Here is a 20,095-nt window from a genome sequence, read left to right as displayed (position 1 = left end):
CCCACACTTGGAACGCATTTTTCAACTGTAGGAGGGGCTTGCCCCCGATAGCGCCGGAACAGACGCCTAGGTCGCCGGCCGAATCGCTTTGATCAACGCCTGCAACGAATAACCCAGTCGCGGCGCCAGGGCCTCGGCGCGCGCGGACAGCGCCTCCAGGTCCAACTCCTGGTCCAGCTCCGAGGGCACCAGCAGGATCACATTGCCCTCCTTCACCGGCAGTTCCCAGTAATGCCGGTGATACAACCCGCGCAACAAGGCCGCGCCCAGCGGCTTGCCATCGTCGGTGGCCCACTGGTTGATCACCAGCCAGCCGCCGGGATTGAGCTTTTTCTGGCAATTTTCGAGGAATGTCCAGGCCAGATGGCCGACGCCTGGCCCCACATCGGTGTACAGGTCGACGAAGATCAGGTCGGCCGATTCGGCGCTGTCGAGCAACTCCAGGGCATCGCCAATACGGATATACAGGCGAGGATCATCGTCCAGGCCCAGGTATTCAATGGCCAGGCGCGGCACGTCGGGGCGCAGCTCGATGGCTTCGACATCGTCCAGCGCCAGGAACTTGAGGCACGCCTGGGTCAGCGTGCCGGCGCCCAGGCCGAGGAACAGCGCACTTTCCGGCTGCTCATGGCACAAGGCCCCGATCAACATGGCGCGGGTGTAGTCGTACTCCAGCCAGCTCGGGTCGGCTGTGAACACGCAACTCTGCTCGATGGCATCGCCAAATTCGAGAAAACGGTAATCGGCCACTTCCAGCACGCGGATCATGCCGAACTCATCATGCACTTCGGCCAGCAGGCGCTCGACACGCTCCTCGCTCATCACTACTCCTAACGGGTTGGCTGCGGGGCAAAGTGCGCGATTGTCGGCCAAGCGGCAGCAACAGGTCACGCACTAATTGCTGCTAACATTGACGCCCGAACGTCAACCTACCCAACGAGTGCACGATGAGCCAACCCTGGAGCCCCGACAGCTGGCGCGCCTTGCCGATCCAGCAACAACCCCGGTACCCGGATGCCGCGCACCTGCTGCAAGTGGAGCAAAGCCTGGCCAGTTACCCGCCGCTGGTGTTTGCCGGGGAAGCCCGCGAATTGCGTCGTCAGTTTGCCGAAGTGACCCAGGGTCGCGCCTTTCTGCTGCAAGGCGGTGACTGCGCCGAGAGCTTCGCCGAGTTTTCCGCCGCGAAAATTCGCGACACCTTCAAAGTGCTGCTGCAGATGGCGATCGTCATGACGTTCGCCGCCGGCTGCCCGGTGGTGAAAGTCGGGCGCATGGCCGGCCAGTTCGCCAAGCCGCGTTCGTCCAACGATGAAACCATCGACGGCATCACCCTGCCGGCCTACCGCGGCGACATCGTCAATGGCATCGGCTTCGACGAAAAAAGCCGCGTACCGGACCCGGACCGCCTGCTGCAGAGCTACCACCAGTCCACCGCCACCCTCAACCTGCTGCGTGCCTTTGCCCAGGGCGGCTTCGCTGACCTGCACCAGGTGCACAAGTGGAACCTGGACTTTATTGCCAACTCCGCGCTGGCCGAGAAGTACAGCCAACTGGCCGACCGCATCGACGAAACCCTGGCCTTCATGCGCGCCTGCGGCATGGACGATTCGCCGCAACTGCGCGAGACCAGCTTCTTCACCGCTCACGAAGCGTTGCTGCTCAACTATGAAGAAGCCTTCGTGCGTCGTGACAGCCTGACCAACGACTACTACGACTGCTCGGCCCATATGCTCTGGATTGGCGACCGTACACGCCAGCTGGATGGCGCCCACGTCGAGTTCCTGCGCGGGGTGAACAACCCGATCGGTGTCAAGGTCGGCCCGAGCATGAACCCGGACGACCTGATCCGCCTGATCGACATCCTCAACCCGGACAACGACCCTGGCCGCTTGAACCTGATCGCCCGCATGGGCGCCACCAAGGTCGGCGACCACCTGCCAGCCCTGATTCGCGCCGTGCAGCGTGAAGGCAAGCAGGTGCTGTGGAGCTCTGACCCGATGCATGGCAACACCATCAAGGCCAGCAGCGGCTACAAGACCCGCGACTTCGCGCAGATCCTCGGCGAAGTGAAGGAGTTCTTCCAGGTCCATCAGGCCGAAGGCAGCTATGCCGGCGGCATCCATATCGAGATGACCGGGCAGAACGTCACCGAATGCATCGGCGGCGCACGACCGATTACCGAGGATGGGTTGTCGGACCGCTACCACACCCACTGCGACCCGCGGATGAACGCCGATCAGTCGCTGGAATTGGCCTTCCTGATTGCCGAGACCCTGAAACAGGTCAAACGCTAGGCCTTTCGTTGCCTGGACCGTCGCCATGGGGGGCAAGCCCCCTCCACCTGTGAAATGCGTGCCCTTGTGGGAGGGGGCTTGCCCCCGATAGCGCCCTAAAGGCCCACATCCATACCCAGCATTGCCACCCTCAACCGCGCAGCACTCGGCCGCTGGCAATTGAGCAGCACCCGCTGCAGCCCCAACCAGTCAGCCATCTGCCGCAGGCTGCGCGCCAACGCCACCATCCCCTGCTCGTCCAGGCCGGGTTCTTCCTCGTGCACCGCATGCACCGCCAGGCAACCGTTGGCCCGCTCGGCGCGCAAATCAACGCGCGCAGCGATCCGCTCGTTGTGCAAAAACGGCAGCACGTAGTAGCCGAACACCCGCTTGTGCTGTGGCGTATAGATTTCCAGCCGGTAACGGAAATCGAACAAGCGCTCGGTACGGGCCCGCTCCCAGACCAACGAATCAAATGGCGACAGCAAAGCGCTGGCTGATACGCTGCGTGGCACTTTGGGCTCCGGCAGGCAATACGCTGCTTGGTTCCAGCCTTGCACTTGGCAGCTCAGCAGCTGTCCATCTTCGACCAGCTCGGCCAGGCGCAGGCGACTGTCGGCGGGTTCGAGACGAAAGTAATCGCGCAGGTCTTTTTCCGTGGCCACACCCAATGCGGTTGCGCTGTGCAACAACAAGCCTCGCTGGGCGTCGGCTTCGCCCACATTGATTTGGAGGATCTCCCCAGGGAGCACCCGTTCAGGCAGATCATAGAGGCGTTCAAACCCACGTCGCCCCGCCACGGTGACCAACCCTGCCGCGAACAGCCACTCCAGCGCATGTTTCTCGTCACTCCAATCCCACCAGGGCCCGGCACGCTCCTCGCGGGTCGACAAGCTGCCCGCGCCCAAAGGGCCTTGCTGCTGGACGGCCCGCAGCACACGCTGCACGGTGCTCTGCTGCTCGCGCCCGAATCGCGCCATTTGCGCGTAAATCCCCTGCCCCTGTTTGGCCCGCTCCATGCGCCAGCGCATCAGCGGATACATCGCCATGGGCAGCAACGAAGCTTCGTGCCCCCAATATTCGAACAGCGAACGCCGCCGCCCCTGGCTCCAGGCGGCCTGTTCGAGCATCAACGGGGAGTAATTGCCCAGCCGAGAGAACAGCGGCAGGTAATGGGACCGCACCACGGCGTTGACCGAATCGATCTGCAGCACACCGAGGCGCGCGATCAAACGGTTGAGGTGCGCAGCTTTTATCTGCGCTGGCGGCTGGCGCCCGGAAAAACCCTGGGCCGCCAGCGCCATGCATCGTGCTTGCTTGAGGGAAAAGGCGAGGACGGCAGGCATGGACCACTCCTTGAATACGCGCCCCCTACCCTACTGCATTCCAGGTCACTTTCGCAGCGGGTCTTCCCAGAAATGCCGATGAATCTCCTGCTCCACATCGATACGGTTCAAGCCGATATCCCTGAGCGCGTCGTCGCTCATGCTCGCCAGCATCTGGCGTTCGCGGTACAACGCCTGCCAACGTGAAATCATGTGGAACAGCCCGAACGGCGACGACTTCGCCCGCACACCACTAACTGTTTGACCTTTCATCTTCTCGCCCTCCAGTGGGGATGGCGTCAGTGTGTGCTGGGGCTTATGATCAATCCAACGAATGTTTCTTATGCAACACATCTCGGGAATTGATCAATTGGCCAGTTATCCAAGCATCGACACCGACGTGCTGCGCACCTTCGTCGCCATCGCCGATCAGGGCGGTTTTACTCGGGCTGGAGAGCTGGTCAACCGCACCCAATCAGCGGTGAGCATGCAGATGAAGCGCCTGGAAGAGGACGTGCTGCAGCGCAAGCTGTTCGAGCGCGACGGCCGTCAGGTGCGGCTGACGCCTGAGGGGCAGGTGTTGCTGGGTTATGCACGGCGCATCCTGAAATTGCACAGCGAGGTGTTCAACACCCTGCGCGAGCCGCATATGGTGGGGTTGGTGCGCATCGGCACCCCAGACGATTACGTGATGCGCTTCCTGCCGGGCATTTTCAAGCAGTTCTCCAAGGCGTACCCGCTGATCCAGATCGAGCTGCACTGCGAGTCGTCAGCGGTGCTGATGCAGCGACGGGACCTGGCATTGACCGTCATCAGTCGCGAGCCCGGCAATGATCTGGGTGAATTCTTGCGCACCGAACGCATGGTGTGGGCCGCGTCACCGTGCTTCTGCGTGGAGGAGCACGACGCCCTGCCGCTGGCGGTGTCCGATGGTGACTGCGTTTACACCCAGTGGGCCCGGGCCGCACTGGACGCGGCCGGACGCGATTATCGCCTGGCCTACCACAGCTCCAATGGCGCGGCGATCCTGGCGGTGGTCAGCGCCGGCTTGGCGGCGATGGTCAGCATGGAAAGCCTGGTGACCCAAGACCTGCGCGTACTCGGCAGCGAAGAAGGCTTGCCCCCCTTGCCATCGATGCAGCTGCGCTTGCTGCGCAACCCCCAGATGACGTCGCCCATCACCGAATGCCTGGCTGACTACATCCTCGAAGGGTTCAGACTTTAAAGGCGAGCATCACGGCGCACACCACCAGAAAGCCGCAGAACAGGCCGCGCAACACGCGCTCGGGCAGCGCATGCGCGATTTTCACCCCCCAACTGATACTGAGCAGGCCTCCCACCGCCAAAGGCACGCCGATCAACCAGTCCACCTGATGATGCCAGGCGTAAGTGACCAGTGTTACACCGGTGCTGGGAAGCGCCAACGCAAGGGACAAGCCTTGGGCGACCACCTGTGTGGTGCCGAAGACGCTAGTGAGAACCGGCGTTGCAACCACTGCGCCACCCACGCCAAACAACCCGCCCATCGAGCCTGACGCTGCGCCAAGTACGCCCAGCCAGGGCCAGGAATAGCGCATTTGCGCGGTCGGCGGTGCGTTCCGGGTAAACATGCGCAGCAGATTGTAGGCCGCCAGTACCACCAGAAAGACGATAAACCCTATTCGCATCGCCCCGGCGTCGAGCCCCACCGCCCAGATCGAACCCAGCCAGGCAAAGCTGAACCCCATCACTCCCAGCGGCAAGGCATGGCGCAGCTCGATGCGGTTGCGCTGGTGATACCGCCACAGGGCGAGCATCACGTTGGGTACCACCATCACCAGTGCAGTGCCTTGGGCGATCTGCTGATCCAACCCGAACAGCACACCCAGCACGGGGATGGCGATCAGCCCACCGCCAATGCCAAACAAACCGCCGACGGTGCCGAGGGCCGCGCCCAATAACAGGTACATCGCTAAATCCACCACCGCTCGCCACTCCACAGTCTCATTGGCTTGCATGCTACGCAGTCGGCCCTGGCACGGAAACGCACAGCAACGCACAATGGCTGTGCCAATCTCGCATAAGCACGAACCCATGAATCCAAATACGTTGACCGAGCAACTGAGTCTGTTTCTGGATGTGCTGGAAACCGGCAGCTTCTCCGCCGCTGCGCGCCGCCATCCATTGACCCCCTCAGCGGTGGCGCGGCGTATCGACAGCCTGGAAAACTCAGTCGGCAGCCGCCTGTTCCAGCGCAGCACCCATGCCGTGCTGCCCACCCCGGCCGGCCTGGCGTTTGCCGAGCGGGCGCGACGGATTGTCGGTGAACTGCAACTGGCCCGCGCCGAAGCGGTGTCCTTGAGCCATGCGCCGGAAGGCCTGATTCGCATGGATGCACCGGCCGCTTTCGGGCGGCGGCACCTGGCGCCAGTGATTGCAGATTTCCTGAACCTGTACCCAGGGCTGGATGTGCACCTGCATCTGATCGACAGCTTTGTCGACATGCAGGGCGCGCATCTGGGCAAGGTCGACCTGGTGTTGCGCGCCGGGCACATCGCCGACACCCGGCTGATCGCCACGCCGCTCGCCAGTATCGTGCGCATCGCCTGCGCCAGCCCGGGCTACCTGAAAAGCCGCGGTACGCCGACGCACCCGTGGGAGTTGAGCGAACACGATGGCCTGGATTGGGACGGGTTGGCACCGATGTTCGCCTGGCGCTTCGAACTGGACGGTCGCCGCGCCATCTACCGCCCTCGCCGTATCCGCATGAGCGCCAACAACGCTGAAGCCCTGCTCTGCGGTGCCCTGGCAGGGTTGGGGATTGCGCATCTGCCCACCTGGCTGGCCAGCGAATACCTGGTGCGGGGTGAACTGTTGCCACTGTTTTGTGAGAACGGCTTGCCCAGCCCGGAAACCACTGGCATTTACGCGCTACGCCTGGAACAACAACCCAATGCACGCAGCCGATTGCTGCTGGAATACTTGAAATCCCGGTTCAGCCCGATACCACCGTGGGATCTGGCGTTGCAAAGCGGTCTGGTCTGACCGCCCGGACAGAATTATCTGGCGCATTAAAGATTTGCCCGCTAGATTCCAGCTCATACAAGCTTTTTCGAGGCACGCCCATGAGCAAGAACCCCACACCCTGCGAATCCTTGCTGCTGGATAACCAGTTGTGTTTCGCATTGCATTCCACCTCGCTGCTGATGACCAAGGTGTACAAGCCCCTTCTTCAAGCCCTCGGCCTGACCTACCCGCAATACCTGGCCATGATGGTGCTGTGGGAAGAAGACGGTTTGACCGTCGGCGAAATCAGCAATCGCCTGCTCACCGACCCCGGCTCCCTGACGCCCCTGCTCAAGCGCCTGGAAGCCGAAGGCCTGCTGAGCCGCACCCGCAGCCGCGAAGACGAACGTGTGGTGGTGGTGGAATTGACCGATGCAGGCCGGGCGTTGCAGGACAAGGCCATGGGGATTCCTCAGTGCATCCTGGGGGCCAGCGGGCTGGAACTGGAGCAGTTGCGCAAGCTGCAAGCGGATCTGATAGCCCTGCGCAGCAACCTGCAGAACGCAATCTAAAGAAGCAAAAATACTGAACATATGGGAGGGGGCTTGCCCCCGATTGCGGTGGGCCAGATACGCATTGAGTGGCTGACACACCGCCATCGGGGGCAAGCCCCCTCCCACAGTGTTTTCCCACCGCCGAGAAAATATTTATAAATTTATCTTGCGCGCTAAACATTAGCGCTATACATTCATCTCACCAACTACTTAGCGCGCAAACATTTAGCGCAAAACACCAAGAGGACCACACCATGCAAACTCTCTATACCGCAGTAGCTACCGCCACCGGCGGCCGTGATGGTCGCGCTGTTTCCAGCGACAACATCCTCGACGTCAAACTGTCCACCCCCAAGGAATTGGGCGGTGCCGGTGGCCAAGCCACCAACCCGGAACAACTGTTCGCTGCCGGTTACTCGGCCTGCTTTATCGGCGCACTCAAATTCGTCGCCAGCCAGACCAAACGCAAAATTCCGGATGACGCTTCGATCACTGCCCATGTGGGCATCGGCCAGATCCCCGGTGGCTTCGGTCTGGACATCGACCTGCACATCAGCCTGCCCGGCCTGGCCCAGGACGATGCGCAGAGTCTGGTCGACGCCGCTCACCAGGTTTGCCCGTACTCCAACGCCACTCGCGGCAACGTCGATGTGCGTCTGCACGTAACCGTCTAACCCTCGCAGCCCTGATCGGAGAAGAACATGAACACCATTGCCAAAGCGCTCACCGGCGGCCTGCTCGCCTTGTCCATCAGCACCGCCTTCGCCGCTACCGGTGAGGTGGAGCACAACACCCAGGGTTTCCTGGATGCGCTGAACGCCGGCACCGGCAAGCCGATCGAGCAATTGACGCCTCAGCAAGCCCGCGCGGTGCTGGCGGGTGCCCAGGCCGGCGTGAAGCTGACACTGCCCAAGGCGGACGTAAGCCAGAAGACCATCCAGGTCGACGGCCAGCCGCTGGACCTGACCATCGTGCGTCCGGCCGGGGTCAAGGGTACTTTGCCGGTGTTCATGTTCTTCCACGGCGGCGGCTGGGTGCTGGGGGATTACCCAACCCACGAACGCCTGGTGCGGGATCTGGTGGTGGGTTCGGGAGCTGTAGCGGTGTTCGTCAACTACACGCCATCCCCCGAAGCGCACTATCCAGTGGCGATCAACCAGGCGTACGGCGCGACAAAATGGGTGGCCGAACACGGCAAAGAGCTCAATGTCGATGGCACGCGCCTGGCAGTCGCGGGCAACAGCGTCGGCGGCAACATGGCCGCGGTGGTCAGCTTGATGGCGAAGGACAAAGGCACGCCGGCGATCAAGTTCCAGCTGCTGCTGTGGCCGGTGACCGACGCCAGCTTCGACACGGCGTCCTACAACCAGTATGCCGAAGGTCATTTCCTCACCAAAAACATGATGAAGTGGTTCTGGGACAACTACACCACCGACGCCAAGCAACGCGCCGATATCTACGCTTCGCCGCTGCGAGCCACCACCGACCAACTCAAGGGGTTGCCGCCGGCGATGGTGCAGACCGCCAGTGCCGATGTGTTACGTGATGAGGGTGAAGCCTATGCCCGCAAGCTGGATCAGGCCGGTGTGCCGGTCACCGCAGTGCGCTATAACGGCATGATCCACGACTACGGTTTGCTCAACGTGGTCAGCCAGGTGCCCGCGGTACGCTCCGCCTTGCTGCAGGCGTCGGATGAGCTCAAGCAACACCTCAAGTAAATACAGCGCGCACAAAAAAGCCCGACGCATGGTCGGGCTTTTCTATTCGTACGGCAGAGCCAGAATTACTTCTTGGCGCGACCTTTGTACGAACCGCCTTCGCGGGTATCGATCTCGATCATGTCGCCGATTTCGATGAAGTCTGCAACAGCCAGCTCAGTACCGTTTTTCAGCTTGGCAGGCTTCATGACCTTGCCCGAAGTGTCACCGCGAGCGGAACCTTCGGTGTAGTCAACCTGACGCACGATAGTGGTCGGCAGCTCTACGGAAACCAGACGGTCTTCGAAGAAGATCGCTTCGCAGATGTCTTCCATGCCTTCTTCAACGAACGGCAGAACGGCTTCGATATCTTCAGCGTTCAGCTCGTACATGGTGTAGTCGGTGGTGTCCATGAACGTGTAGGTGTCGCCGCTGATGAAGGACAGGGTCGCTTCCTTGCGGTCGAGGATCACGTCGTCCAGTTTGTCATCGGCGCTGTAGACGATCTCGGTCTTGTAACCGGTCAGCAGGTTCTTCAGCTTGGTCTTCATGATGGCGCTGTTACGACCAGACTTGGTGAACTCAGCTTTCTGAACCAGCCAAGGGTCGTTTTCGAGACGGATCACTGTACCGGGTTTCAGTTCTTTACCAGTTTTCATTGCATATATCCGAAATTTGGATGGGATTTACAAAAATCAAGGTGGCGTATCATATCCAACTTTCATAAAACTGTACCAGCGCCGTCGCAAGATCGGCCTGCAAGGCCTGTTCCAGACACCAGTTCTGCGCGTGCTGGTTGAGTTCCGGCCAGTGCTCCAGCAGCATTTTCCACGGTTGGGCCATATCGCCCTCGGTGTTCCAGGCTTGCCAGAGCGCAACCAGCGCCGCCCTGGCCGCCGGCGACAACGCGGCGGTGTAGAGCGCCAGGAATGCGTCGAGCTTGTCGAGGTGAATGTCTTCGTCCTGACGGTAGATGTGCCACAGCAACGGGCGCCCGGCCCACTGGGCGCGCACGAACGAGTCTTCGCCACGCACGGCATTCATCTCGCAGCACCACAGCAACTGGTCGTACTGCGCCTGGCGCACGAACGGCAGCACTTGCACGGTCAGGGCCCCGCGCTGATGAACAGCCCCCACAGTAAGCCCCTCCTCGCCCAGCCAGCGCTGCACATCACCCAGGATGCGCCCTTCCGGCACCAACAGATGAGTGGCACGCCCGTCTGTCGACAACACATCCAGCCAGCCGCCGAGCCCGGCATTTTCATAGGCGAACAGCGAGATCAGCCGCGCATCGGCGACTGGAAAAACGCCCAGGCTCCGTAGGAATTGTCGCTGCGCATCGGCATCATGCTCAAACGCCTGACGCTGCTGCAGCAAGCCGGCCTCGCGCAACAGCCCACCGGTGCCGGGCCGAAAGCCCGGGAAAAAGAAGTACTTCTGCACGCCCTTGAACTTCACCGAAGGCAAGCGGTGGCAGCCCACCACCCAGTCCTCGGCGCTGAGGTAATCCAGGTTCATCCACAACGGCGTGTGTTCGCGCGCGGCCATGGCTTCCATATAGTCGGGTGGCAACTGGCAAGCGAACGCCGCAATCACCACATCGGCCGCAGGCGTTGCCGACCATTCGCACGGCCAGTCGCGCACATCGACACCCTCTTGCCATTGCTGCTCCAGGCTTACATCGATCTGCGGGCACATACGCTCAAAAGCGCGCAGGTCATCGACCCACAGGCGCACATCACAGGCGTGCTCCGCAACCAATTGCCGGGCCAGTCGCCAGGTCACGCCAATGTCGCCGTAGTTATCGACGACGCTGCAAAAAATATCCCAGCGGGCTTTCATTCCGGGCTCCACGACTCAAAGGCTCGATTGTCCGCATAAATGCGCGGATACAGAAGGCTTGACCGCGATTATTCTGCACAATGGCTGTGCGACAATCGCAACCCATGCCGTCAAAGCCCGCCAGGAGGCCACCATGTCTGACCGTTCGCTGTCACTGCCCAAGCTTTGCCTCGCCATCGCCGCAGGTGTGTGGCTGGGGTTTATCGCCATCGCGCTGACCACTTGGCTGGCATCGCGCTACCTGTTCCCGCAGAGCCTGGCACCGGTGGCCCAGGCGGTACAGCAACTGGGCAAGCCGACCGTGGTCGTACCGGAGCCGCCGAACCGAATGTTCGAGCAGTATCAGCAGAACCTGCAAAAACAGGCGCAGCAGCAAGCCCTGGACCAGGCGCGAAACAATGCGCGCAACCTGTCCAACCCCAAATGCCAGTTCTGGCTGCAACAGGACAAGAATGCCCCGAATGAAAAAACCAAAGCCAATGTCCTGCAATTCTGCGATGAGTGATCATGAATAAACACGCCGTCCTCCAGCTGATCCTGGAAAAACTCAGCGCCGACCTCGACATTGCCCAGCGCGCCGCGCAGACCGCCTACGAGACCGCGACACACGAAGAGAACATCGCCGAAAACAAGTACGACACGTTGGGACTGGAGGCGTCCTATCTGGCGGCCGGCCAGGCCAAACGGGTCGAAGAGATCAAGCAGTCGCTGGCGCTGTGCCAGAACCTGCAATTGCGCGGGTATGACGATCAGCGCGGGATCGAAGTCGGTACGCTGTTAGGTCTGGAAGACGAGAACGGTCGCCAGCAATGGCTGTTCCTGGCGCCGGATGCCGCGGGGTTGAAGGTCGATGTGGTCGGCCAGCCAGTGACCGTGATCACCCCGCGCTCGCCTTTGGGCAAGGGCCTGCTGGGCAAGCGTGTCGAGGATGAGGTAGAGATTCTGGTGGCGGGTGCTCGGCAATATTTCACCGTGACCGAGGCCAGATAAACCGGTGCAGTGAGGGCGCTGGCTGCCTCACTGCACCGGTTCGAGGTGACGCCTGAAGGTATCAGTGAACCGGCAGTTCAACGCCGTCGAACAGCTCTTCGAGTTCCTGCTTGTTGTGGCACTGGATCGCCTTGGCCATCACTTCGCGGGTCAGGTGCGGTGCGAACTTCTCGATGAAATCGCACATGAAACCGCGCAGGAACGTGCCACGACGGAAGCCGATCTTGGTCACGCTGGACTCGAACAGCTCGCTGGCATCGAGTACCACCAGGTCTTTATCAAGGTTGGTGTCGACCGCCATCTTGGCGACGATGCCCACGCCCAGGCCCAGGCGCACGTAAGTCTTGATCACGTCGGCGTCGGCTGCGGTGAACACCACTTTTGGCGTGAGGCCACGGTGGCTGAAGGCTTCATCGAGCTTGGAACGGCCGGTGAAACCAAATACGTAGGTGACGATCGGGAATTCCGCCAGGGCTTCCAGGGTGAGCTTCGGCAACTTGGCCAAGGGGTGCCCCTGAGGCACAACCACGCAACGGTTCCAGCGGTAGCACGGCATCATCACCAGATCACCGAACAGCTCCAGGGCTTCGGTGGCGATGGCGAAATCGACGGTACCATCGGCGGCCATCTCGGCGATCTGCATCGGCGAGCCCTGATGCATGTGCAACGCCACATCCGGGTATTGCTTGATGAAGTCGCGGATCACCGGCGGCAGTGCGTAGCGCGCCTGGGTGTGGGTGGTGGCAATCGACAGGGTACCCTTCTTCTCGTTGGAGAATTCCTGGGCGATCTGCTTGATGCTCTCGACCTTGCGCAGGATCTCGCCGGCCGTGGTGATGATGCGCTCGCCCGCCGGAGTGACGCGGGTCAGGTGCTTGCCGCTGCGTGCAAACACTTCAACGCCCAGCTCGTCTTCGAGCAGGCGGATCTGCTTGCTGATACCGGGTTGCGACGTGTAAAGGCTTTGAGCAGTAGCGGAAACGTTGAGGTCGTGGTGCGCCACTTCCCAGATGTAGCGCAGTTGTTGAAGCTTCATATGAATCCCTCAAAGCAGATAGACGCCACGGGTATCAGCGACGGTATATAACTATATTAAAGGTAAGATATATAAATCTAGAACTTTTTATCGTTTTTTACCGATCACGATCATCACTGCGTCGACGTTGCAGAGACGGCACCAGGTAAACCGGCACGCTCGCCAGCTGCAGTAGCCGTGCGGCGGTACGCCCCAGCGGTGTCGCCGCTGCGCTTGCATGGCTGTGACTTCCTACGATCAACAGATCAACTGAAAGTTTATGCAGTTGGTCGAGAATCACCTCGCAAGGGTCCCCCTGGATAACGCGCACCGAGCGAATCAACTTGAGGTCCTGCTCCCCGTCCCCCAGCTCCTCGCGAAAGCTGTCGAGCACTCGCTGCTCGATGGTCGCCATGACCGTGGCCAGCCCCTGGCTCTGCCATTCGCTGAGTGCCTTTTCATCAAGGTAGCTCTGCAACACCGACTCAGCGAACAGCCCGATGGGCTCCACCACGTGAACCACATACAAATCCGCCTTGAACGTTCGCGCCAATGCCAGGGCATGTTGCATGACGTACGGCGCATACAAGCCAAGATCCGTGGCGTACAGCATCGAACGAATCATAGAACCTCCTGGGCTGCCAGGATGGCGGAGATCAACTGAGCTTAGCAGCGCCTTGGGCAGTTCGGCTCAGCTGTCGCTGTGGATTTTCAACTCATTACTGATGCCGTGGGGCACGTGCCCAGTGGCCACCACTTCCCTGGCTCTTTCACAATGGCCGGCCTGATCATCGAAGAACACGTCGGCGGCGAACGCTTCGAGGAACGCGGATTTATCCAGGCCGCCCAAAAACAGCGATTCATCCAGGCGGATATCCCATTCGCGCAACGTTCGAATAACCCGCTCGTGGGACGGCGCCGAGCGCGCGGTGACCAGGGCTGTGCGAATCGGGCACGCTTCATCGGCGAATTCACGCTGCAACAGGTTGAGTGCGGCCAGGAAACCCTTGAACGGACCACCGTGCAACGGCTGGCGCGCCGACTCTCGCTCGTTGGCCTGGAACGCTGCCAACCCGCCCGCCTGGTAGACGCGCTCGGACTCGTCGGAGAACAGCACCGCATCGCCGTCGAAGGCGATCCGCAGTTCTTCGCTCGATGCCCGGCGTGAGCCCCCCGACAGAATTGTCGCCGCGGCAAAACCGGCGTCGAGGGCACTGCGCACATCCTCGGCATGGGTCGACAGAAACAGATGGCAACCAAAGGCGGCCAGATACGGATAGGGACTACGCCCTCCGACGAAAGCGGCGCGGGAAATATCCAGACCGTAATGCTGGATCGAATTGAACACCCGCAGGCCGGTATCGGCACTGTTGCGCGACACCAGTACCACCTCGACACGGGCACGCCCGAGGCTGGCGTTGAGGCTCAGCAGCTTCTTGACCAGCGGGAAGGCATCGCCGGGCTCAAGGATTTCCTCTTCGTGCTCGATCTGGTACTTGCGGTAGGGCTCCACCCCTTCGGCGAGGTACACCTTGTGGCTCTCGCTCAGATCGAACAAGGCCCGCGATGAAATCGCCAGCACCAGTTTGTCGCTCAACCCCTTCGCCATCTGCGTGCCTCCGAATCAGCGATTGTGCCGGTCAATAAAGCTCAAGGCCTGATAAAGCGCCTGCATGCGCGGTAATTCGCAGCCGGCCGCTTTGGCGGCGGCCAACGGCCGTGCGTAGATGGCGGCCAGTTCCAGGGGGCGCTTGTGCACGTGGTCGTGGTACATGCTGGGCAGGTAGTCGTCCATGGTCTGCGTCATGGCGAACATCTGCTCGGCGTAGCTCGCCGGAATGTCGTGGCCGCAGGCGCCTGCGCCCTGCACCACTTCGGCCATCAGCGCCTGGATCAGTGCGCGGCTGGATTCATCGGCCATCATCGCGCTGGTTCCTGTGCCGAGCAACACGCTGAGGCCGTTGAACGGGACATTCCACACCAGCTTGTGCCAGCGGGCCTGATGCACGTTGGCCATGGCCTGAGACTCAATGCCAGCCTGATGAAACAGCGCGGCCCCTTCTTCGACAATCGCCTGCTGGCGCGCTTGATCATCGGCCGCCGTGCCGCTGTGATAGCCCAGGTTGACCCGCCCCAGCGCTTGATGCTCGACGACGCCCGGGCCGGAGCGATGCACGCCGATGTAGCACAGGCCACCGAGCAAGTGCAGCGCAGGCGGCAGGTGCTCGCGCAGGCTGTCTTCCACGTCCAGGCCGTTTTGCAGCAGCGCTACCTTGGCATCCGGTGCGGCGACCTGGGCGATGGTCGGGGCCAGGTCTGCATTGCCGGTGGACTTGGTGCCCACCAGCAGCCAATCGCACGGCGGCATATCGGCGGCGCTGGCGTACGCCTGCACCGGGTGCAGGTGCAGGTTGCCATGCACGCTACTGTTGACGCGCAGACCCTGCTGGCTGACGACCGCGTATTCGCTGCGCAGCAGAAAGTGCACATCGAACCCGGCACGCGCCAGCATCAGGCCGTAGAAACCGCCAATGGCGCCGGTGCCGATGATGCCGATACGTGGCGAAGGCTGTGCAATTGCAGTCATGGCAACTCCTCTGGGGTTTGTGTCCGTGCGTGGTTCAGGGCATCGATAAGGGCTGATTGCGTAAGACTTGTCTGTAATTGCCCAAAAAACTGACCCTCGCACACGAGGAACAACGCGGGCAAATGAAAGATCTGGTAACGTTCGACCGCGCCGCCGTTGTGCCCGGCATCTACCCAGCACAGCCGGTCCACCGGCAAGCGCCAGCCCGGAAACTGCTGGCGTGCCCAGCGGCAACTGGAACAGCCGACACTGGTGAACACTACCAGCGAACACCCTGGCAATCCCAGCAATTGCTGGTCGATATCCAGGTCGGTCAATTCCATTTCCTTCACTATACTGCTGCCACTGCCGTCCTCTGGACGGTGCTCGGAGTCCGTGTACATGGGTCGTTTTCTACCTCACCCTGATGATGTCGCTGTCGAGTTGATCCAACGTCCCTCTCCTGCCCTGCCCCGCCAACGCCTGCGCACTATCGGTCGCGGTGGCGTTGCGTGCAATTGGCCACGTGCCTGGCAACCTGGCACTGCGGTCGATCTGCATATCCCCTCGCTCGGTACCAGCGCCCGCTACCCAGGCTATGTCGCATGGTGTCGCAAAGCGGAGGCTGGCTATCGCATCGGCATCAGTTTTACCGATGAGCATGCCCTGTTTGGCGCGCGAATGGGCGAGCAAGTGTGCCAGATCGAACGCTACTGCCGCCTGCACGAGGCTGCCGAGGCCACGCCCCAGCAACTGGAAGCCTTGGCCCGCGATTGGGTGTCGCGCCACGCCGGTGAGTTCTCCCACGAGGCCGTTGTGCAGCCTGTGCTGGATTAAAGCGGGCTTTGCCCATTGTCGCGGGCCGGTGTTACGCGCTAAGGTTCCTCCCCCCTGCATCCAAATCATGCTGTGCTCCGCCGCACGGGGATAGCTGGCGGCCGGCACCCGTGACCCTGACGAGTAACACGATGGCTGATTTACCGATCAATGACCTTAACGTTGAATCCAACGAGACCCTGATCACGCCCGATCAGCTCAAGCGCGAAATCCCCCTGAGCGACGCTGCCCTGCAGACCGTCACCAAGGGCCGCGAAGTCATCCGTGACATTCTCGACGGCACCGACCACCGCCTTTTCGTCGTCATCGGGCCTTGCTCGATTCACGACCTCAAGGCCGCCCACGAATACGCCGAACGCCTCAAGGTGCTGGCGGCGCAAGTGTCCGACACCTTGTACCTGGTAATGCGCGTCTATTTCGAGAAGCCGCGCACGACGGTGGGCTGGAAAGGCTTGATCAACGACCCGTACCTGGACGACTCGTTCAAGATCCAGGACGGCTTGCACATCGGTCGTCAGCTGCTGCTGGACCTGGCGGAAATGGGCCTGCCCACCGCTACCGAAGCGCTGGACCCGATCTCTCCGCAGTACCTGCAGGACCTGATCAGCTGGTCGGCCATTGGTGCCCGCACCACCGAGTCCCAGACGCACCGCGAAATGGCGTCCGGCCTGTCCTCGGCCGTGGGCTTCAAGAACGGCACCGACGGCGGCCTGACGGTGGCAATCAACGCACTGCAATCGGTTTCCAGCCCTCACCGTTTCCTGGGTATCAACCAGGAAGGCGGCGTGTCCATCGTCACGACCAAGGGCAACGCCTACGGTCACGTGGTGTTGCGCGGCGGCAATGGCAAGCCCAACTATGACTCGGTCAGCGTCGCCCTGTGCGAACAGGCGCTGAACAAGGCCAAGATCAAGCCAAACATCATGGTTGATTGCAGCCACGCCAACTCCAACAAGGACCCGGCCCTGCAGCCACTGGTGATGGAAAACGTTGCCAACCAGATCCTCGAAGGCAACCAGTCGATCATCGGCTTGATGGTCGAGAGCCATCTGAACTGGGGTTGCCAGGCCATTCCAAAAGACCTGGCCGACTTGCAATACGGCGTGTCCATCACCGACGCGTGCATCGACTGGGCCACTACCGAGAACACCCTGCGCAGCATGCATGCCAAGCTCAAGGACGTATTGCCCAAACGCAAACGTACCTGAAGCTACACGTGCCTGTGAATCAGGCGCACACAAAAACGCCGGGCTAAACCCGGCGTTTTTTTATGGCTGTTGATTCACAGCTTTGCGGCATGGCGCTGGTGGCGCTCCATGTAGCGTTCCACATAAGAGCAGGACGGGATGACCGTGTAGCCTGACTCTTCGGCGAATTTCAATGCCTCTTCGGTCAACGCAGCGGCAATGCCACGCCCGCGCAATGCGTTGGGCACGAACGTGCGATAGATATCCAGGGTCTGTTTTCCGAGGTCCATGTAGGTCAGATAGGCACGATGACCGTCCACATTGGTCTCGAACTGATGACCAGCCTGGTCATGGTGGATGGACAACGCCTCGCTCATCACTACTCCTCGCGGGTCTTGAATATTGACCCTACCTTACCGATGTTTTTCCGGCGAAGGAACATCTACGCCACCCCGTGCCGGTTTCGACAGCGAGAAAACCCTGAGCGCTCACACCTGCACGTAGGGAATAGTAGGCACCAATCCAGCAATTGCTCAAGGCACACTCGTCATCCCCTGCCGCGGGTGGATTATTAGAAAGCGTCTCGACCATCGGATGATCGAAAGCCTGAACATTGCCGGCAGTTGAAGCTTGAGACGAACTGGCGCTGTTAAAGTCACCTCTAGATGAGCAAAAGATGCTTGAAGCGAAACGAGCAAGCGCAGCGCAAGTGCCAGCTCGCATATATAAAATTTCATCTACTCACACAGCTTGACGCACGTGGGCCGGCGCTTTCAGCCTGGATCCAATCTTCGACAGAATGAAAAAATCTGGCGAGTTTTTATACAAACCTTCAAAAGGTTAGCCAAAATAGATTCGGTGCGAGAATTTTTTTGCTTCTTGCGCAACGTCAGTTTACTTACTACAAGTAATGGGTAGTATGTACGCCGGCTATTGGCTCACTCTGAGACAGTAGCCATCTAATAGAAAGTCCTTGAAGGGGAACACGATGAACAACGTTCTGAAATTCTCTGCTCTGGCTCTGGCCGCAGTTCTGGCCACCGGTTGCAGCAGCGTCTCCAAAGAAACCGAAGCTCGTCTGACTGCAACGGAAGATGCAGCAGCTCGCTCCCAGGCTCGTGCAGACGAAGCCTACCGTAAAGCTGATGAAGCTCTGGCTGCTGCTCAAAAAGCACAACAGACTGCTGACGAAGCTAACGAGCGCGCTCTGCGCATGCTTGAAAAAGCAAGCCGCAAGTAATAATCCTTCGGGGTTGTTATCAAGCCGATCCATTTATGGGTCGGCTTTTTTTTGCCTGGAATCTGCTGCGCCAGACAGTAGGAGCGAGCTTGCTCGCGAAAAACGTGCAGGCAACGCGTTCATTCTGGATGAACGCGGTGGCCCTGAGTTCTTCGCGAGCAAGCTCGCTCCTACAAAAAGCCTCAACTGACTGGCATCAGAGCTTTGGGCGTCTATTGAAAATCAACCGGCGCGCTGGAAGCCACCGGAGCGACGCCCGGCACACCGATTTCTGTCGGCAAGCCATCCTCAGCCGCGACTACATCACGTACCTGGTCCCAATTTACCCGCAGGCTATTGGCCAGGTCCTCACGCTTGAGCAAGGCGTTGATGACCGCCGTGTGCTTGTCGACCACCGAAGGCGTGCCATCGTCATTCAACGGTGTGTGAGCTTCAAGATAGACCTTGCCGCCGGCGCTGCCGAATTTGTACGCATCGTTGATGATACGCACCGACGTGCCGACCGGCACCATGCCGGCCATTTCCAGCACATTGTTGTTGAACATACGGAAACAACCGTGACTGGTACGCGTGCCGATACCAAATTTCATGTTGGAGCCGTGAATCAGATACCCCGGCGTACCGAGGGTGAACTTGAACGGACCCAGCGGATTGTCCGGGCCAGCAGGCACCACGTTGGGCAGCGGATCACCGTTGGCCGCATGTTCGGCCTTGATCGAGGCAGGTGGCGTCCAGGTAGGGTTCGGCGTCTTCGCAATGATGCTGGTGTGGGCAATTGGCGAGCCCCAGCCTTCACGACCAATCCCCAAAGGAAAGGTGTAAACCACGTTCTGCCCCTTGGGATAATAGTAGAGCCGGTATTCCGCAAGGTTGATCACGATACCTTCACGCGGCCCCGGCGGCAGAATGAAACGTGTCGGCAGCACGATGTCCGTGCCCGCCCCAGGCAACCAGGCATCGACACCTGGGTTGGCGGCGACCATCTCCGAATAACCCAGGTCATACGTAGTACCCAGGTCGGCAAAGGTGTCTTCGTATTTGGCCTTGATCACCTGGACCTCACCGACGATGTCCTCACCGGGCGGCGGCAAGGGCAACTGCAGGGCTTGCGCGGAACCTGCCGCACAAAGCGCAGCGAGAGACAGGCAGCAGGTAACGACGGAGAGGCGCGACAACATCCGGAAAATCCTTCGCAGAACGACGGTAGGAAAAGACTGATTGTATACGTCAAGCGCGGACCTGGCATCAAGCCGCCCGCGCTAGAGTTCGAAGCGCAGCTCTGGCCAGATCGGCGGTGTACCGCGCTTTTGCGACTCGAGAATGGCCCTGCACAACGGGCACAACCGCTGGTCCTGGAAGATCGAACGGTCCACCGACGACCAGAGCGGTTGTGCCGGTAACAAGGTGCCGCAGAGCGTGCGGTCAATCGAGCCGCCCAGCTCCAGCTGACGCGCCACCAGATGCACCCGGACTTCCTGGCAGGCGAACAGATCCAGCTGCTCGTCCGGCTCGATCAGTTGATAGTTAAACAGGGACCAGGCAGGACGCGACATCGGGGGCTCCAAATCGGGGGGGCGCCACCTT

Annotated in this window: 25 protein-coding genes; 11 read left to right on the top strand and 14 right to left on the bottom strand. The window is 60.7% G+C overall.

The window, feature by feature from the left end; translation table 11 throughout:
* Window positions 1-66 precede the first annotated feature (66 nt).
* The gene (locus SC318_RS08420) at window positions 67-822 is read right to left on the bottom strand and encodes a spermidine synthase (protein WP_320430390.1); all 756 of its coding nucleotides are present in this window, start codon (window positions 820-822) and stop codon (window positions 67-69) included.
* A gap of 125 nt (window positions 823-947) precedes the next feature.
* On the opposite strand from SC318_RS08420, the gene SC318_RS08415 reads away from it, so the two are divergent.
* Window positions 948-2,294, top strand: a complete 1,347-nt coding sequence (locus SC318_RS08415) for a class II 3-deoxy-7-phosphoheptulonate synthase (protein ID WP_306492251.1) — start codon at window positions 948-950, stop codon at window positions 2,292-2,294.
* A gap of 95 nt (window positions 2,295-2,389) precedes the next feature.
* Here SC318_RS08415 and SC318_RS08410 read toward each other — a convergent pair whose 3' ends face one another.
* Complete coding sequence (locus SC318_RS08410) at window positions 2,390-3,619, bottom strand: winged helix-turn-helix domain-containing protein (RefSeq protein WP_320430389.1); 1,230 nt, start codon at window positions 3,617-3,619, stop codon at window positions 2,390-2,392.
* A gap of 45 nt (window positions 3,620-3,664) precedes the next feature.
* Entirely contained in the window at window positions 3,665-3,871 is a 207-nt protein-coding gene (locus SC318_RS08405; protein WP_413817618.1) for a DUF1127 domain-containing protein, read from the bottom strand.
* Window positions 3,872-3,941: 70 nt separating this feature from the next.
* Here SC318_RS08405 and SC318_RS08400 point away from each other — a divergent pair, with 70 nt between their 5' ends.
* Window positions 3,942-4,823: a LysR family transcriptional regulator gene (locus SC318_RS08400; RefSeq protein ID WP_320430388.1), complete on the top strand. Its 882-nt coding sequence runs from the start codon at window positions 3,942-3,944 to the stop codon at window positions 4,821-4,823.
* On the opposite strand, the gene SC318_RS08395 is transcribed toward SC318_RS08400, so the two are convergent.
* Window positions 4,813-5,562 (bottom strand): sulfite exporter TauE/SafE family protein, encoded by a 750-nt coding sequence (locus SC318_RS08395; protein WP_320431202.1) that lies wholly within the window; start codon window positions 5,560-5,562, stop codon window positions 4,813-4,815. The genes SC318_RS08400 and SC318_RS08395 overlap by 11 nt on opposite strands.
* A gap of 109 nt (window positions 5,563-5,671) precedes the next feature.
* Between SC318_RS08395 and SC318_RS08390 the strand changes: the two genes are divergently transcribed.
* From SC318_RS08390 to SC318_RS08375, 4 genes are all read left to right on the top strand, one after another.
* A complete protein-coding gene (locus SC318_RS08390; RefSeq protein ID WP_320430387.1) occupies window positions 5,672-6,622 on the top strand; it encodes a LysR family transcriptional regulator in 951 nt (316 codons plus the stop codon).
* A gap of 80 nt (window positions 6,623-6,702) precedes the next feature.
* A complete protein-coding gene (locus tag SC318_RS08385; protein ID WP_124385771.1) occupies window positions 6,703-7,155 on the top strand; it encodes a MarR family winged helix-turn-helix transcriptional regulator in 453 nt (150 codons plus the stop codon).
* A 236-nt stretch (window positions 7,156-7,391) separates the two neighbouring features.
* Window positions 7,392-7,811 carry an organic hydroperoxide resistance protein gene (locus SC318_RS08380; protein ID WP_010176159.1) on the top strand — a complete coding sequence of 140 codons (420 nt, stop codon included), beginning with the start codon at window positions 7,392-7,394 and terminating at the stop codon, window positions 7,809-7,811.
* A gap of 27 nt (window positions 7,812-7,838) precedes the next feature.
* Window positions 7,839-8,855, top strand: coding sequence for an alpha/beta hydrolase (locus SC318_RS08375; protein ID WP_320430386.1), 1,017 nt, complete (start codon window positions 7,839-7,841; stop codon window positions 8,853-8,855).
* Window positions 8,856-8,920: 65 nt separating this feature from the next.
* On the opposite strand, the gene SC318_RS08370 is transcribed toward SC318_RS08375, so the two are convergent.
* Both SC318_RS08370 and earP read right to left on the bottom strand, forming a co-directional pair.
* Entirely contained in the window at window positions 8,921-9,493 is a 573-nt protein-coding gene (locus SC318_RS08370) for an elongation factor P (RefSeq protein ID WP_017734414.1), read from the bottom strand.
* 49 nt (window positions 9,494-9,542) lie between these two features.
* Complete coding sequence (gene earP, locus SC318_RS08365) at window positions 9,543-10,676, bottom strand: elongation factor P maturation arginine rhamnosyltransferase EarP (protein WP_320430385.1); 1,134 nt, start codon at window positions 10,674-10,676, stop codon at window positions 9,543-9,545.
* A gap of 133 nt (window positions 10,677-10,809) precedes the next feature.
* Between earP and SC318_RS08360 the strand changes: the two genes are divergently transcribed.
* Both SC318_RS08360 and SC318_RS08355 read left to right on the top strand, forming a co-directional pair.
* Window positions 10,810-11,181: a hypothetical protein gene (locus SC318_RS08360; protein ID WP_320430384.1), complete on the top strand. Its 372-nt coding sequence runs from the start codon at window positions 10,810-10,812 to the stop codon at window positions 11,179-11,181.
* Between the two features lie 2 nt (window positions 11,182-11,183).
* Window positions 11,184-11,666, top strand: coding sequence for a GreA/GreB family elongation factor (locus SC318_RS08355; protein WP_320430383.1), 483 nt, complete (start codon window positions 11,184-11,186; stop codon window positions 11,664-11,666).
* Between the two features lie 61 nt (window positions 11,667-11,727).
* Here the strand turns inward: SC318_RS08355 and cysB are convergent, their stop codons facing one another.
* From cysB to SC318_RS08330, 5 genes are all read right to left on the bottom strand, one after another.
* The gene (cysB, locus tag SC318_RS08350; RefSeq protein ID WP_306492239.1) at window positions 11,728-12,702 is read right to left on the bottom strand and encodes an HTH-type transcriptional regulator CysB; all 975 of its coding nucleotides are present in this window, start codon (window positions 12,700-12,702) and stop codon (window positions 11,728-11,730) included.
* A gap of 97 nt (window positions 12,703-12,799) precedes the next feature.
* Window positions 12,800-13,306: a universal stress protein gene (locus SC318_RS08345; RefSeq protein WP_320430382.1), complete on the bottom strand. Its 507-nt coding sequence runs from the start codon at window positions 13,304-13,306 to the stop codon at window positions 12,800-12,802.
* A 66-nt stretch (window positions 13,307-13,372) separates the two neighbouring features.
* Window positions 13,373-14,290 carry a 5'-nucleotidase gene (locus SC318_RS08340; RefSeq protein ID WP_320430381.1) on the bottom strand — a complete coding sequence of 306 codons (918 nt, stop codon included), beginning with the start codon at window positions 14,288-14,290 and terminating at the stop codon, window positions 13,373-13,375.
* 15 nt (window positions 14,291-14,305) lie between these two features.
* Window positions 14,306-15,268: a putative 2-dehydropantoate 2-reductase gene (locus tag SC318_RS08335; protein WP_320430380.1), complete on the bottom strand. Its 963-nt coding sequence runs from the start codon at window positions 15,266-15,268 to the stop codon at window positions 14,306-14,308.
* A complete protein-coding gene (locus tag SC318_RS08330) occupies window positions 15,265-15,651 on the bottom strand; it encodes a YbbN family protein (RefSeq protein WP_320430379.1) in 387 nt (128 codons plus the stop codon). Before SC318_RS08330 ends, SC318_RS08335 begins: the two co-directional genes overlap by 4 nt.
* Between SC318_RS08330 and SC318_RS08325 the strand changes: the two genes are divergently transcribed.
* Window positions 15,650-16,084, top strand: coding sequence for a PilZ domain-containing protein (locus tag SC318_RS08325; protein WP_320430378.1), 435 nt, complete (start codon window positions 15,650-15,652; stop codon window positions 16,082-16,084). The genes SC318_RS08330 and SC318_RS08325 overlap by 2 nt on opposite strands.
* Before the next feature lie 131 nt (window positions 16,085-16,215).
* Window positions 16,216-17,292 carry a 3-deoxy-7-phosphoheptulonate synthase gene (locus SC318_RS08320; protein WP_320430377.1) on the top strand — a complete coding sequence of 359 codons (1,077 nt, stop codon included), beginning with the start codon at window positions 16,216-16,218 and terminating at the stop codon, window positions 17,290-17,292.
* 74 nt (window positions 17,293-17,366) lie between these two features.
* Here the strand turns inward: SC318_RS08320 and SC318_RS08315 are convergent, their stop codons facing one another.
* A complete protein-coding gene (locus tag SC318_RS08315; protein ID WP_003233387.1) occupies window positions 17,367-17,648 on the bottom strand; it encodes a GNAT family N-acetyltransferase in 282 nt (93 codons plus the stop codon).
* A gap of 611 nt (window positions 17,649-18,259) precedes the next feature.
* On the opposite strand from SC318_RS08315, the gene oprI reads away from it, so the two are divergent.
* Window positions 18,260-18,511: an outer membrane lipoprotein OprI gene (gene oprI / locus SC318_RS08310; RefSeq protein ID WP_003172710.1), complete on the top strand. Its 252-nt coding sequence runs from the start codon at window positions 18,260-18,262 to the stop codon at window positions 18,509-18,511.
* 212 nt (window positions 18,512-18,723) lie between these two features.
* On the opposite strand, the gene SC318_RS08305 is transcribed toward oprI, so the two are convergent.
* Window positions 18,724-19,689 (bottom strand): L,D-transpeptidase family protein, encoded by a 966-nt coding sequence (locus SC318_RS08305; protein WP_320430373.1) that lies wholly within the window; start codon window positions 19,687-19,689, stop codon window positions 18,724-18,726.
* 81 nt (window positions 19,690-19,770) lie between these two features.
* Window positions 19,771-20,064, bottom strand: a complete 294-nt coding sequence (locus SC318_RS08300) for a hypothetical protein (RefSeq protein WP_057722836.1) — start codon at window positions 20,062-20,064, stop codon at window positions 19,771-19,773.
* Between the last annotated feature and the right edge of the window lie 31 nt (window positions 20,065-20,095).

Origin of the sequence: Pseudomonas sp. MUP55 (assembly GCF_034043515.1) — a bacterium.
GTDB lineage: Bacteria > Pseudomonadota > Gammaproteobacteria > Pseudomonadales > Pseudomonadaceae > Aquipseudomonas.
Note: the sequence above shows the minus strand (reverse complement) of the source record. Positions and strands in the feature narration are given on the sequence as shown.